The sequence below is a fragment of the Reyranella sp. genome, from assembly GCF_052439685.1.
Classification (GTDB): Bacteria; Pseudomonadota; Alphaproteobacteria; order Reyranellales; family Reyranellaceae; genus Reyranella.
This window is the reverse complement of record NZ_JBQVQG010000041.1, coordinates 1-13,157: the sequence shown is the minus strand read 5'-3', so window position 1 is coordinate 13,157 and position 13,157 is coordinate 1. Positions and strand designations below refer to the sequence as shown.

Below are 13,157 nucleotides of genomic sequence, written 5' to 3'. Positions count from 1 at the left end.
CTTCGACCTTAGCGGAAGCTGCGGATGATCTCTCCCTGTGTCTGGGTATAGCTCCTGGCCACATATTTCAGGTGCGGCCGCAGATGCCGATGCGCCTCGGGCAGATGGTGGAACGGGATGTTCGGCAGCAGGTGATGCTCGGCGTGGTACGGCAGGTTCCACATCAGGAAACGCACGGCCGGATTCGAGATCGTCGTGCGCGTGTTGGCGAAACCGTCGTCGCTGTTGGGGCACAGCGTGTGCTCGGTCAGGAGATAGAGCCGCAGCAGCGGCAGGCCGATCAGCAGCGGAAAGAACCAGACCCAGAGCAGCACGTCGGTCCGCAGCAGGATCGAGCCCACGATCAGCACGGCATAGAGAGCGAGCAGCCAGCGGCCCCAACGGCGCACTTCGGGCCACGCCGCCTCGTGGATATAGGTGACGTCACCCCGGAAGCCGAACGGGAACAGGAAGATGTCGCGCACGCGGATCATCAGGAACGGGATCGAGCTGATGCGGAAGAGATAGTTCTTCCAGGTCCGCGGGGTCCCCGAGGTGATCAACTCGGGATCGCGGTCGGGATCCTGGGTGTAGCGGTGATGGGCGAGGTGATAGTGCCGGTAGAAGCCGGCATTGTTCAGGATCGCCGCGCCCGAGAAGAAGGCCAGCAGGTCGGCCATCCAGCGGGTCTTGAACGAGCCGTAATGCACCGACTCGTGCATGGCGCCGAACAGTGAATTGACGAAGATGCCCTGCAGCAGCAGCGCCGGCAGCACCCACCAGGTGCCGCGCGTCTCCAGCACCAGCCAGCCGCCCAGCACCAGCAGCGCGAGATGCGCCGCCGTCTGCATCAGGCCCTTGGTATCGTCGCGGGCATAGAGGCGCTTCAGCACCTCCGCCGGCACCACCCGCATCTGGCGGGCGCGCTGGCCGGTTACTGTATAGGCGCCCATAGGCCCTCCTTGTACGCGTGCTCGGTAGCGGCCTCGCGCTTCTTCTTCTCGTCCTCGCTCAAGCCGATCTGGTCGCCGACCATGCGCGAGATCGAGGGGAAGGTGCCCTTGGGCTGGACATAGTCCGGCGACCACAGGCGCGAGCGCAGCAGCGCCTTGGCGCAGTGCAGGTAGGCCTGGCGCACCGAGACGACGATGGCGCATTTCGGCGCCTTGCCCTGCACCGCCATCGAGTCGAGCAGCGCCGGATCGACCGAGAGGCGCGCCGTGCCCGCCACCCGCACCGTCTCGTTGACGCCGGGCAGGAAGAAGATCAGCGCGACTTCCGGGTTCTCCAGCAGATTGCGCAGCGTATCGAGCCGGTTATTGCCCGGCCGGTCGGCCAGCGCGATCGTCTTCTCGTCGAGCACCTTGAACGAACCCGGCGGATCGCCGCGCGGGGTCACGTCCTGCTTGCCCGAGGCATCGGCGGTGGCGATCAGGCAGATCGGCGACAGGACGATGAAGCGGCCCATATGCGCATCGATGCGGCCGATGTCCTTGACCGCGGCGGTCGTGCTGACCGGCGCGTAGGAGGCGACCAGCGCCCGGGCGCCCTCTTCGTCGAGCAGCGCCGGTTGCGTCGGGGGAGCCGAAAAAGGCAGCGAATCGGGCATTTTCTAGACCTCCGGAATTTGCAAGGCAGGGTAGCAGGCACCCCCCTCCGGCGAAACCATCTGGAGCGAGAAGTCGTTGGTCCACCAGTCACAGCAAAAGGAGGACCAGATGAGCAATTACGATCCGAATCCGGGTCCGGGCCGTCCGGGCTACAATCCGACCGACCCCGATGACGCCCCGAACAACGGCCGTCCCGGCTATATCCTGCTGGCGGCGCTGGCCGGCGTCGCGCTGGTCGGCGGCTTCCTCTATTTCGGCACGCCGCAGAACGGCACGATCGGCCCCGAGCAGGCCCAGGCACCGGCTCCGATCGAGCGTACGGTGACGGACAGGCCGGGCCTGACGCCGGACGCCGATCGTCCGGCCTCGATTCCGCTCCCGGCGAACCCCGCCACCCCGGCTCCGGCCACGGCGCCGGCGGCACCCCAGGAGTAAGGCGGGATGAGCGATCATGAACCAAGGCTCAACAGAACCCTCCCGGAAGACGACGTGGCTTTCGAGCCGCGCTCGCCGAGCCGAGGACTCTATCTGGTGGTGGGCGTGGTGGCCGCGATCGTGGCGGCAGCAGGCCTGATGTTCTTCTCGGGCGATCGCGCCGAGCGGACCGATCTGGCGCGTAACCCGTCTCCCGCGGCGATCGATGCGCAGACTAACGAGACCCGCACGCCGACCGTGCCGAGGGTGGCGCCGATCCCGGCCACGCCGACGCCAGAACCGGTTTCGCCGGCTCCCGGCCAGCAGCCGTAACGGCGGCAGCGCCTGGACAAAAAAGAGCCCGACCGCGAGATCCGCGGTCGGGCGCACAGGCCTTTATTCTCTGCATTTCCGACGTAGCACGAGCGCCTGTGGGTGCTGGCGAATCAATCCTGCAGAGCTGGTCTGCTTCTTCATCACATCGCGAGTTCATCTTTCAGCGCCTCTCCCAAAGCGCGGAAGGTTTCGGTGCGCGCCGAGGAGCGCCGCCACACCAGACCGATACGGCGATGCGGGACGGCGCCGACCAGCGGCCGCACCGTGACGTCGAGGCCGCGCAGGATGCCGGCGTCGAGCGCCATCTGCGGCATCAGCGTCACGCCGAGCCCATTCGCCACCATCTGCGCCAACGTATGCAGGCTGGTGCCGTTGAAGCCGGCATTGCGCCGCGCGCCCTCCAGTTCGCAGGCCGCCAGCGCCTGGTCGCGCAGGCAGTGGCCGTCCTCCAGCAGCAACAGATTCTCGTCGGCGATGCTGACCGCCGGGGTGTGTCCCGCGGGATAGACGATCGAGAACCGGTCGGCGCCGAGATCCATCACTTCGAGATCGCCCAGCGCATAGGGCAGCGCCAGCAGCACCGCATCAAGCTCGCCCGACTCCAGGCGCTCCAGCAGCCGCGCGGTCTGATCCTCGCGCAGATAGAGCTGCAGCTTGGGGAAGTCTTCACGCAATTTCGGCATGGCGCGCGGCAGCAGGAACGGGCCGATCGTCGGGATGACGCCGAGATGCAGCGGCCCCGACAGCGGGTCGCGCGCCGCCTGGGCCACATCCATCAGATCCTCGGCACCCTTCAGCAGCCCGCGGGCGCGTTCGGCGACCTTGCGGCCCAGCGCCGTCGGCACCACCGAGCGCTTGGTCCGTTCAAGCAGGGGCGCGCCCAGAAGCTCCTCGAGCTCCTGGATGCTGGCGCTCAGGGTCGACTGGCTGACCGTGCAGGCCGCCGCCGCCTGCCCGAAATGGCAGCGATCCACGACCGCCACCAGGTAGCGGAGCTGTCGCAGTGTCGGGATAGGTTTCATGCCGGGCATATAATCGCTTTTGGCGATTATTCAATTCGGTATTTTGCGCTTTAAACGATCTTAGAATGCCCCTAAGTAACCGTTGCCAAGAGTAAACCAAGGAGTTTCAAGCCAATGTCCCTCATCAACACCGAGATCAAGCCGTTCAAGGCCACCGCCTTCCAGAAGGGCAAGTTCATCGACGTGAGCGACGCCGACCTGAAGGGCAAGGGCAAGTGGTCGGTCGTTTTCTTCTACCCGGCCGACTTCACCTTCGTGTGCCCGACCGAGCTCGAGGATCTGGCCAACAGCTACGCCGAGTTCAAGAAGCTGGGCGTCGAGATCTACAGCGTCTCGACCGACACCCACTTCAGCCACAAGGCGTGGCACGACACGTCGGAAGCGATCAAGAAGATCGACTACGTCATGGTCGGTGACCCGACCGGCGCCATCACCCGCAACTTCGGCGTGATGATCGAGGAAGCCGGCCTGGCCGATCGCGGCACCTTCGTGGTCGACCCGGACGGCAAGATCCAGATCGTCGAGATCACCGCCGGCGGCATCGGCCGCGACGCCTCGGAGCTGCTGCGCAAGGTCAAGGCCGCCCAGTACGTCGCCGCCCATCCGGGCGAAGTCTGCCCGGCCGCCTGGAAGGAAGGCGAGAAGACCCTCGCCCCCAGCCTCGACCTGGTCGGCAAGATCTAACGAAGGGCGGAGGGGCCTCACGGGAGGCCCCTCCACTCCGCTTCGCGACATTTCAGTAGGAGTACCTCCCATGTTGGACGCCAACCTCAAGACGCAGTTGAAGGGCTATCTCGAGCGCCTGACCATGCCGGTCGAGCTGGTGGCCTCGCTCGACGGTTCCGCGAAGTCGGCCGAGCTGCGGGAGCTGTTGCTGGAGATCGCCAGCCTGTCGGACAAGGTGAGCTTCGCCGAGGCCGACGAGGACATGCGCAAGCCCTCCTTCGCCATCGTGCGGCCCGGCACCGACATCTCGGTCCGCTTCGCCGGCATCCCGATGGGCCATGAATTCACCTCGCTGGTGCTGGCGCTGCTGCAGGTCGGCGGCCATCCGAGCAAGGAAGCGCAGGAGACGATCGAGCGGGTGAAGAACCTCGACGGCGACTACACGTTCGAGACCTATTTCTCGCTGTCGTGCCAGAACTGCCCCGACGTGGTGCAGGCGCTGAACCTGATGAGCGTGCTGAACCCGCGCATCCGCCACACGGCGATCGACGGCGCCCTGTTCCAGGACGAGGTCGAGAAGCGCGGCGTGATGGCCGTGCCCTCGATCTTCCTCAATAGCCTGCCGTTCGGCCAGGGCCGCATGAGCCTGGAGCAGATCCTGGCCAAGCTCGACACCGGCGCCAACGACCGCGCGGCCGAGGAGATCGCCGCGAAGAAGCCCTACGACGTGCTGGTGGTCGGCGGCGGCCCCGCCGGCGCAGCCGCGGCCATCTATGCCGCGCGAAAAGGCATCCGCACCGGCATTGCCGCCGAGCGCTTCGGCGGCCAGGTGCTGGATACGATGGGCATCGAGAACTTCATCTCGGTCTCGCACACCGAGGGCCCGAAGATGGCCGCCGCGCTGAGCCAACACGTCAAGGACTACGAGGTCGACGTGATGGACCTGCAGACCGCCACCAAGCTGATCCCCGCGACCACGCCGGGCGGCCTGGCCACGGTCGAGCTGCAGAGCGGCGCCACGCTCAAGGCGAAGACGATCGTGCTCTCGCCCGGCGCGCGCTGGAGGCAGATGAACGTCCCCGGCGAGGCCGAGTATCGCAACAAGGGCGTGGCCTACTGCCCGCACTGCGACGGCCCGCTGTTCAAGGGCAAGCGGGTGGCGGTGATCGGCGGCGGCAATTCCGGCGTCGAGGCGGCGATCGACCTCGCCGGCCTGGTGAGCCACGTCACGCTGATCGAGTTCGATAGCCAGCTGCGCGCCGACGCGGTGCTGCAGGCCAAGCTGCGCTCGCTGCCCAACGCCACGGTGATCGTCTCGGCGCAATCGACCGAGGTGCACGGCGACGGCGCGAAGGTGACCGGCCTCGCCTACAAGGACCGCACCACCGGTGAGCAGAAGACGATCGAGCTCGAGGGCATCTTCGTGCAGATCGGCCTGGTGCCCAACACCGAGTGGCTGAAGGGCGCGATCGAGCTCAGCCCGCGCGGCGAGATCGAGATCGACGCCCGCGGCCAGACCTCGGTCCCCGGCATCTTCGCCGCCGGCGACGCCACGACCGTGCCCTACAAGCAGATCGTCATCGCCATGGGCGAGGGCGCCAAGGCCGCCCTCTCGGCCTTCGACCACCTGATCCGCAGCACGCCGGTCGAGGTGAAGGAAGCGGCTTAGTTGAAGCGAACCCACCGGGCCGGCAACGGCCCGGTGAGGCACCGCAATCAGCCGCCGCGGGCGTCCATGACGACGTCCGCGAGCTGACCCGCAAGGGCGGACACGACGATCCCTTCGAGTTCGGACACGTCGATCGCCTTGTCTTTCGCATAGGCTTTGTCGGCCTTCTCGAGCGCGAAGTAGTAGGAATTCTTCGAAGCCGCGATTCTTGCCGGAATGGTCTTTGCACCGGGCAGAATGCTTCCAGTTTTCGCCAGCAGGACGAGATATGATGCGGCGGGCGCCGTACGCCCGTTCCCATCGTCGAAGGGGTGGATCCAGTTGATCCGCCACATGACGTAAGCCGCCAGATGGGCGGCACTCGCCGTCGACCAGCGCTCGTTGACATAGTGGCACAGCTCTTCGACCAGCTCGGGGACGTCCGCACCGATCGGGGGCTTGTGCTTGCTGCCGAAGATCTCCATCCGGCCCGTGCGAAAAGCACCTGCCGTCGCTTCGATGCCCTCGACTGCTGCGCGATTCAACATGAGAAGCAGCGACGGGCGGAGCTTGAAGGGCTCGGCGTTGGGCCCGATGTGCCGCCCGGCCCGCTCCAGAACCAAGTCGATCTGGCGCAGTCCATTCTCGGACTCACGCTTCGCCCGTTCCAGCTTGTCGGTGATGAGCGGTTCGGCGACCGACCGGCTGTGACGGTCTTCACTCATGCGCTACGCCGTTCAGCCCTTCTTGGCCAGACGGTCCGCCGCCTCATCGATCATCTGGCGCGTGATCAGATCGTTTTCGATCTTGGTATTGCCATAGGCGAAGCTCCTCCTCTGCTCTTCCTGCTGAGCCGGGGTCATCTTCACTTTCTTGGCCTGCTCCAGGAGAAATTCCAGATTCTCGCTCATGGGAAACCTCCTGATAAATCAACGAACTAGGCTGCCTGCTCGCTCTAGCTTTTCACTGTAACACCGGCAACAAACCTCATCAATCTGGGCCCCGCGGGTCGAGATGAAGAAAGCAGCTTAGGCCGCATGGCAGACGACCCCGGGCCCTCGCCGGCCCGGGAAGCGCCTGCAAAATCTACCTGTCGTCTCTTCGCGCCGCGCGCTCCGGTTCGGGCGGGGTAAATCCCGCCTCGGGACGACGGGAAATAGCCAATTGCGACCGAGTCGCACGTAGGGGTGCGACATCCGTTTCAGTTGTTTCGTTTATTTCGAATATTTCGTCTACGCACCCGAATCGGCGCCCGCCGCCCGCGGCCTCACCCCGGCATCTTGTCGATGAAGCCGACCACGGAGGCGAGCCGCCCGTCCGGCGCCAGGGTGCAGAAATCGACGCCCTCGACGACCGAGGGCCCGCCGGCCGGACCCAGCGACCAGGTGAAGCGCAGATAGCGCGCCCCCGCGCTGCCGGAGGGGCCGCCCGGGGAACCGCCCAGGGAACCACCGTGCGTGTCGATCTTCGAGGTGCGCGCGAGCACGAAGCCCGGGAACTTCGCCTGCACGCCCGCCAGCATGGCATCGATCCCGGCCGGCCCGTCGCCCGCCATCACCGGATCGCGGTAGATCCCCGTCTCGCTCCAGGCCACGGCGAGGCCGGCGCGGCGGCGCGCGGGATCGGTCTTGTTCCAGGTGGCGACGTAGGCCTCGACGACGGCCTCCGGCGTGGCGGTGGGATGGGACATGGCTTCCTCCTGCGGATGGTTGATCCACGCGGGAGATAGGCCAGCACAGGCGAGGCGGCGATTGTCTGGGAGGTAATGAGAGCGTGCGAGCTGGACTTCGTACTCGCCCTACACATCACGTGGAGCGACCGCCACTAGCCCCATCCTATTCCGTGTTTAGATGCGCTAAACGAAGTTGAAAAATCGGCAAATTCGAACGCCCCAAGACCTGATAAATCGGCTAAGAAAGCAATTGATGCCGACACTCCACTGGTTGACTAGAGATCTAGATACTCAAGCAGCGAAGAGCGTGCCTTATCGGCTGCTTGAGGAAATTCCGACACTAGGGGCCGGTGACCTCAACGCTGGCAATATGCTGATTCAGGGCGACAACCTTGAAGCACTTAAGGCTCTGCTGCCGTTCTACGCCGGTCGTGTAAAGTGCATCTACATCGATCCGCCCTACAATACGAAATCTGCGTTCGAACATTACGATGACAATCTAGAACACACTCAGTGGCTAGCCATGATGTGGCCGAGGCTCGAGCTGTTGCGTGAGCTACTTTCCGAGGACGGATCAATTTGGGTATCGATTGACGACAACGAGGGACACTATCTTAAGGTCGTAATGGACGAAGTGTTTGGCCGGCATAATTTCGTCGAAACGATAATTTGGCGAAAAAACTATTCTCCCAAGTCTTCAGCTCGACACTTTTCCTCGGATCATGACTATATCCTAGTCTACGCAAAAAATGCTGCCGATTGGGCTCCGAAGTTACTCCCTCGCGGCGAGAAGCAGAACAAAGCCTATAGAAATCTAGACGACGATCCTCGCGGCCCTTGGAAGACAAGCGACCTCTCTGCTCGCAACTTCTATAGTCTCGGAAAATACGCCATTCAGACTCCCGGCGGTCGCACAATCAGCGGTCCGCCTGGCGGCAACTATTGGCGGGTATCCGAGGAACGCTTCAAAGAAATGGACAAAGATCGTCGCATCTGGTGGGGCCGGGACGGCAACGCAATCCCACAAATCAAACGGTTCCTCTCCGAAGTTAAAGATGGCGTAACCCCTCAGACGTACTGGCACTACGATGAAGTTGGGCACACGCAGGAAGCGAAAAAAGAAATTGTGGAGCTCTTTGGTGGTGACGTCTTTCTCACTCCGAAGCCGGAGCGACTGATTCAACGCATTATGTTTCTTGCCTCAAACGCTGGTGACTTAGTGCTCGACAGTCACCTCGGATCGGGCACTACCGCGGCGGTCGCACACAAGATGGGGCGACGCTATGTGGGCATCGAAGTCGGAGAACACGCCGTCTCCCATTGTGCTCCGAGACTAAAGAAGGTTGTAGACGGCGAACAAGGTGGCATATCCGAAGCTACTGAGTGGAAGGGCGGCGGCGGATTTCGGTTCTTCCAGCTAGGCCCAACTGTGTTCGATGAAGAAGGTCACATTCGGTCGGACATTCGCTTTCCACTACTCGCCGCACATGTTTGGTTCAGCGAAACAAATACTCCTTGGAATGACGCTGGTGGCGGTCCTCTCCTGGGAATTCACAATGGCCAAGCATTTGCCCTTCTTTACAACGGAATCCTTGGTGACAAACGCCCCGATGGCGGCAACGTGCCGACCCGAGCGACACTCGAAATCATTCGAAGCAAAATCGGCGCGTTGGCCCGCGACTTCTCAGGCCTATTAGTAGTGTACGGCGAGCAGTCGCGCCTAATGCCATCAACGCTCGAACGCGAGGGCATCATGTTCAAGCAGACGCCCTACGACGTGAAAGCGCGGCGCTAGGAGTTTGGCCCATGCAGCTAAAGCAATACCAAGTCGACACTCTCGACGTGCTTCGTTGCTTCTTAGAAGAAGCGAGTCTTTCTGGGCCGCGCAACGCCTATGCAATCGTTACCGATGTTCCAGAGCAATCGCGTCGTCTCGGGCGATATCGAGGTGACTACCGGCCGCTGGAAGGCCTCCCCCAGGTTCCTTACATTTGTCTTCGGCTGCCAACCGGCGGTGGCAAGACGATCCTCGGCGCCCACACCATTGAAATCGTCCGTCGCGCCTGGATCGGCAAGGACTACCCAATTGTTCTTTGGCTCGTGCCGTCGAACACGATCCGCCACCAAACTGTAGAGGCACTTCGCAATACACGACACCCTTACCGGCAAGCCATGGATGATTCCTTTGGAGGCCGAGTACGCGTATTCGACATTGCCGATTTTTCACTGATCACCCCGCAAGATATCTCAGATAACTGCTGCGTTATCGTGGGTACGATCCAAACGTTGCGAGTAGACAAGACCGAAGGCCGCAAGGTTTACGCGCATCACGAAGATTTAGAGACCCACTTTTCGGCCATTCGTGCCGATGCACCGGGCTTAGAACGCCTGGAAAGCGGTAGCATCAAGTATTCATTTGCGAACCTGCTTCATATCCATCGGCCTCTAATGATCGTCGACGAAGCGCACAACGCAGTAACCGGACTGACGCGCGAAATGCAGACGCGTGTCAGTCCATGTGCCGTCGTTGAGTTCACGGCTACACCGCGTATGAACAGCAATATCCTGCACAGCGTCACCGCCCAGGAGCTGAAGAGCGCGGAGATGATCAAACTGCCGATCGTTCTGGCCGAACACGACACTTGGCAGAGCGCAGTCAGCCGAGCGGTGGCGGATCGCGCGGCTCTGGCTAAGGAGGCTTCCACTGAAGCCGACTACATTAGACCTATCGTGCTTTTTCAGGCTCAATCGAAGGATCAAGAAGTCACCTATGACGTCTTGAAGAAGCATCTTATTGATGCCGAACAGATCGACGAGAAGCACATCGCTATCGCCACCGGCGATCAACGTGAGCTCGACGGTATCGACTTATTCGATCCCAAATGTCCGATCGAATACATCATCACTGTCGAAGCGCTCAAAGAAGGCTGGGATTGCTCCTTTGCTTATGTGTTTTGTTCCGTGGCGCGGATACAGAACGCAACGGATGTCGAGCAGTTATTGGGTCGCGTTCTTCGAATGCCATATGCCAAGCGGCGTAAAGCTGTCGCCCTGAATCGTGCGTATGCTCATGTGTCGGAAACTAAGTTCGGGGCAGCCGCCCAAACGCTAACCGATAAGCTGATCGATATGGGATTCGAAGAAGAAGAAGCCCAGCAGGCGGTCGTTGTTCAGACGGAATTCAGCACGGATAGTCTCTTCGGCTCTAGCCAGCGCGCAGCCCAACAGTTCAACCATACGATGGCAGTTCCGAGTGGCTCATTGGAGATCTTGAGCGACACTCCGGGCGTTAGCATTAGGGACGTCGGCAACGGCTCTGTCGAACTTCGTATTAGCGGACAGATAGACGCGCAACTTGAGAAGACTATCGCGGCCATTCTCCCTCTGTCCGAACGGAGCGGCTTTTCTCTGGCTGTGCAGAAGTTTCGCATCGACAACAAAGAGCTAGCTCCCGCATCAGAGTCGGGAGTGCCCTTCGTCGTACCTCGGCTCATGACCTGGGTTCAGGGCAGTTTGGAATTCGCCGATACCGATATTCTCATGGAGTACACGGACTGGCGACTAACTGACCATCCTGCGCGAATGTCAGAGCACGAATTCAATATCACGGAGACGGCAAGCAGCTTTCAGATTGATCTGGACGGACAGCGGGTCGCTTATCAGTTCATTAGCGAGGCGAAACAACTTGTCCTCGATGTGCCGGCGGAAGGTTGGACTCCTGAGAACCTGACCCTATGGCTGGACCGGCAATTGCGCCAGCCGGATATCGTGCAAACCCAGATGCTCCGATGGCTTCGGGATTGCATCGGTTACCTCGTTAGCGCTCGTAAAATCTCTATGACCGCGCTTATGCGGACCAAATTTGTGCTGGCGCGGCAACTGCGTGAGCGTATCGCTGCCGCGCGTCAATCTGAACGGACAAGTGCATACCAACGCTACTTGTTCGCGCCAGAGTCAAAGGTCGAAATCTCTTTCGACAAGGGCTTTTCCTTCGACGACAAAATGTATGCCGATGAAGGAATCCTGCGTTATCGCGGTCGCTTCAAGTTCGAGAAGCACTTCCTCGGCTCCGATCGCGTTCCGGCTTTTGATGGAAATGAAACCGGCGAAGAGTATCAATGCGCTCAGGCCTTGGAGCGATTGCCCAACGTTAAATATTGGCTGCGCAACATAGCCCGCCATCCCAACTCGTTTTGGCTTCCGACTGCCACTGACAAGTTCTATCCCGATTTCATTGCCGAATTAACGGACGGCCGCCGACTGGTCGTCGAATACAAGGGCGCGCTCACAGCCGAGGGTGCTGACACCAACGAGAAGCGGACCATTGGTGCGCTTTGGGAGCGAGCTAGCGCCAGCAAGGGCATTTTTGTTGTTGTCGAGAAAGAGATTGCAGGCAAAGATATGCATGCACAACTTGCGGCGAAAGTCGGGAGTTGATGTTTCAAGATTTCGATGGACTGAGAAGCAAGAAGAAGCCGGAAAAGCTGGCCCTAAGAAGAATCGCGGCAGGTCGCACCTCCATCGGCACTCGGTAGCTTCGCGCTTGGCGACAGTCAGGCAGTAGCTCGTGGTTGTCTTTGCCTCGGAGGTTTACATGCAGTTTGCCCTGATCGACGGATTGCGCAGTAAAGCTAGTCCCGCCCTTGCAGGTGTATGCCAAACATGCACCTCCCCAGTAATTTCCAAATGCGGACCGCTGCGCTCCTGGCATTGGGCCCATCAAGGTCGTCGCCAGTGCGATCCTTGGTGGGAAGAGTCAGAATGGCATGTTGCTTGGAAAGGTAGATTCCCAAGCGAATGGCAGGAAATCATTCTTCATGCCGACGACGGCGAGAAGCACATCGCTGATGTAAAGACGCCGGATGGTCGGGTGGTCGAATTCCAGCATTCGCGACTGAAAGACGATGAACGCCGCGCGCGTGAGTTTTTCTACAAAAACATGATCTGGGTGGTAGATGGGCTCGCCCGGAAGCGCGATCTACCCAGCTTTAAGAAAACGCTGCGGCGAACCAACCATCCGCTAGTCTATTCCGGCCAGGCAGTAGATTGCGCGCTATTGCGCGATTGGGCCGGTCGACCGGTCGACGTGTTTCTGGATTTTGGAGATAAAGCCGTATGGTGGTTGCATCCGAACACTGAAATGGGATTGCTTCTTACGCCCGTGGCCGTCAACGCCTTCACGGAGATGCTTCATAAGGCAATGCCCTTCCAGCCTATCCGTATCGAAAACCACACTCACAAGGCGCCTGTAGCGGCCGTGCAACACCAGCCAAACCGAAGCACCTCAGGCTTTCTTCCGTACATTCGCCGGTCGCGCCGCTTTTAGCCGGGCGGGGTCACTGTTGGATTGTATTCCGCATCCAGAAGGTGGCTTCGCTGACACAGCAACTGGCATTGCGTCCCCTGCAATCCTATCGCTGGCTTCAGCCTCATCCCCCCGCCGCCTTGATCCTCTCCTCTAGCATCCCGCGGATCGGGGCATCCGCCGGAAGGAGCGCCAGCAGCGTCTTCCAGCGCTGCAGCGCCGCCGGCTTGTTGCCCGCGGCCTCGGCGGCGACGCCCAGGTAGAACAGGGCCAGCGCGTTGCGCGGCTCGGCCTTCTCCAGCCGCTCCAGCACGGCGACGGCCTGGGCTGACGGGACCGCGCCGGGCGCCAGCTGGCGCACATGCGCCTCGGCCCAGTCGGCCAGGATGCGCGCGTCGACGGGGGCCAGCGTGTCGGCGCGGGCGTAGGCGTCGGCGGCGTTGGCGTTCTCGCCCAGCACCTTCCAGGCATTGGCCAGGCGCAGCCAGCCGGCGCGGTCCTGCGG

14 protein-coding genes are annotated in these 13,157 nt (G+C 61.6%); 7 read left to right on the top strand and 7 right to left on the bottom strand.

Annotation, left to right across the window (positions count from 1 at the left end; translation table 11 throughout):
* Nucleotides 1–8 precede the first annotated feature (8 nt).
* Nucleotides 9–932 (bottom strand): fatty acid desaturase, encoded by a 924-nt coding sequence (locus ACT6UX_RS28345; protein WP_444778510.1) that lies wholly within the window; start codon nt 930–932, stop codon nt 9–11.
* On the bottom strand, nt 914–1,588 hold the full coding sequence (locus ACT6UX_RS28340; protein ID WP_444778509.1) for an MSMEG_1061 family FMN-dependent PPOX-type flavoprotein: 675 nt from the start codon (nt 1,586–1,588) through the stop codon (nt 914–916). Before ACT6UX_RS28340 ends, ACT6UX_RS28345 begins: the two co-directional genes overlap by 19 nt.
* A gap of 109 nt (nt 1,589–1,697) precedes the next feature.
* On the opposite strand from ACT6UX_RS28340, the gene ACT6UX_RS28335 reads away from it, so the two are divergent.
* Both ACT6UX_RS28335 and ACT6UX_RS28330 read left to right on the top strand, forming a co-directional pair.
* A complete protein-coding gene (locus tag ACT6UX_RS28335; RefSeq protein WP_444778508.1) occupies nt 1,698–2,024 on the top strand; it encodes a hypothetical protein in 327 nt (108 codons plus the stop codon).
* A gap of 6 nt (nt 2,025–2,030) precedes the next feature.
* Nucleotides 2,031–2,336, top strand: coding sequence for a hypothetical protein (locus ACT6UX_RS28330; protein ID WP_444778507.1), 306 nt, complete (start codon nt 2,031–2,033; stop codon nt 2,334–2,336).
* A gap of 143 nt (nt 2,337–2,479) precedes the next feature.
* Here the strand turns inward: ACT6UX_RS28330 and ACT6UX_RS28325 are convergent, their stop codons facing one another.
* The gene (locus ACT6UX_RS28325; RefSeq protein WP_444778506.1) at nt 2,480–3,361 is read right to left on the bottom strand and encodes a hydrogen peroxide-inducible genes activator; all 882 of its coding nucleotides are present in this window, start codon (nt 3,359–3,361) and stop codon (nt 2,480–2,482) included.
* 114 nt (nt 3,362–3,475) lie between these two features.
* Between ACT6UX_RS28325 and ahpC the strand changes: the two genes are divergently transcribed.
* Both ahpC and ahpF read left to right on the top strand, forming a co-directional pair.
* Nucleotides 3,476–4,045, top strand: coding sequence for an alkyl hydroperoxide reductase subunit C (ahpC, locus tag ACT6UX_RS28320; protein WP_444778505.1), 570 nt, complete (start codon nt 3,476–3,478; stop codon nt 4,043–4,045).
* Between the two features lie 70 nt (nt 4,046–4,115).
* Nucleotides 4,116–5,696, top strand: a complete 1,581-nt coding sequence (ahpF, locus tag ACT6UX_RS28315; protein WP_444778504.1) for an alkyl hydroperoxide reductase subunit F — start codon at nt 4,116–4,118, stop codon at nt 5,694–5,696.
* Between the two features lie 47 nt (nt 5,697–5,743).
* Here ahpF and ACT6UX_RS28310 read toward each other — a convergent pair whose 3' ends face one another.
* The 3 genes from ACT6UX_RS28310 to ACT6UX_RS28300 all read right to left on the bottom strand — a co-directional run bounded on the left by ACT6UX_RS28310 (nt 5,744) and on the right by ACT6UX_RS28300 (nt 7,365).
* The gene (locus ACT6UX_RS28310; protein ID WP_444778503.1) at nt 5,744–6,400 is read right to left on the bottom strand and encodes a Fic family protein; all 657 of its coding nucleotides are present in this window, start codon (nt 6,398–6,400) and stop codon (nt 5,744–5,746) included.
* Nucleotides 6,401–6,412: 12 nt separating this feature from the next.
* Nucleotides 6,413–6,586 (bottom strand): hypothetical protein, encoded by a 174-nt coding sequence (locus tag ACT6UX_RS28305; RefSeq protein WP_444778502.1) that lies wholly within the window; start codon nt 6,584–6,586, stop codon nt 6,413–6,415.
* 356 nt (nt 6,587–6,942) lie between these two features.
* A complete protein-coding gene (locus ACT6UX_RS28300; protein WP_444778501.1) occupies nt 6,943–7,365 on the bottom strand; it encodes a nuclear transport factor 2 family protein in 423 nt (140 codons plus the stop codon).
* A 235-nt stretch (nt 7,366–7,600) separates the two neighbouring features.
* Here ACT6UX_RS28300 and ACT6UX_RS28295 point away from each other — a divergent pair, with 235 nt between their 5' ends.
* The 3 genes from ACT6UX_RS28295 to ACT6UX_RS28285 all read left to right on the top strand — a co-directional run bounded on the left by ACT6UX_RS28295 (nt 7,601) and on the right by ACT6UX_RS28285 (nt 12,673).
* Nucleotides 7,601–9,142: a site-specific DNA-methyltransferase gene (locus ACT6UX_RS28295; protein WP_444778500.1), complete on the top strand. Its 1,542-nt coding sequence runs from the start codon at nt 7,601–7,603 to the stop codon at nt 9,140–9,142.
* Nucleotides 9,143–9,153: 11 nt separating this feature from the next.
* Nucleotides 9,154–11,784, top strand: coding sequence for a DEAD/DEAH box helicase (locus ACT6UX_RS28290; protein WP_444778499.1), 2,631 nt, complete (start codon nt 9,154–9,156; stop codon nt 11,782–11,784).
* Nucleotides 11,785–11,941: 157 nt separating this feature from the next.
* Nucleotides 11,942–12,673 (top strand): competence protein CoiA family protein, encoded by a 732-nt coding sequence (locus ACT6UX_RS28285; protein WP_444778498.1) that lies wholly within the window; start codon nt 11,942–11,944, stop codon nt 12,671–12,673.
* A gap of 103 nt (nt 12,674–12,776) precedes the next feature.
* Here ACT6UX_RS28285 and ACT6UX_RS28280 read toward each other — a convergent pair.
* Nucleotides 12,777–13,157, bottom strand: a 381-nt coding sequence (locus ACT6UX_RS28280; protein ID WP_444778497.1) for a tetratricopeptide repeat protein, incomplete at its 5' end; no start/stop codon positions are given.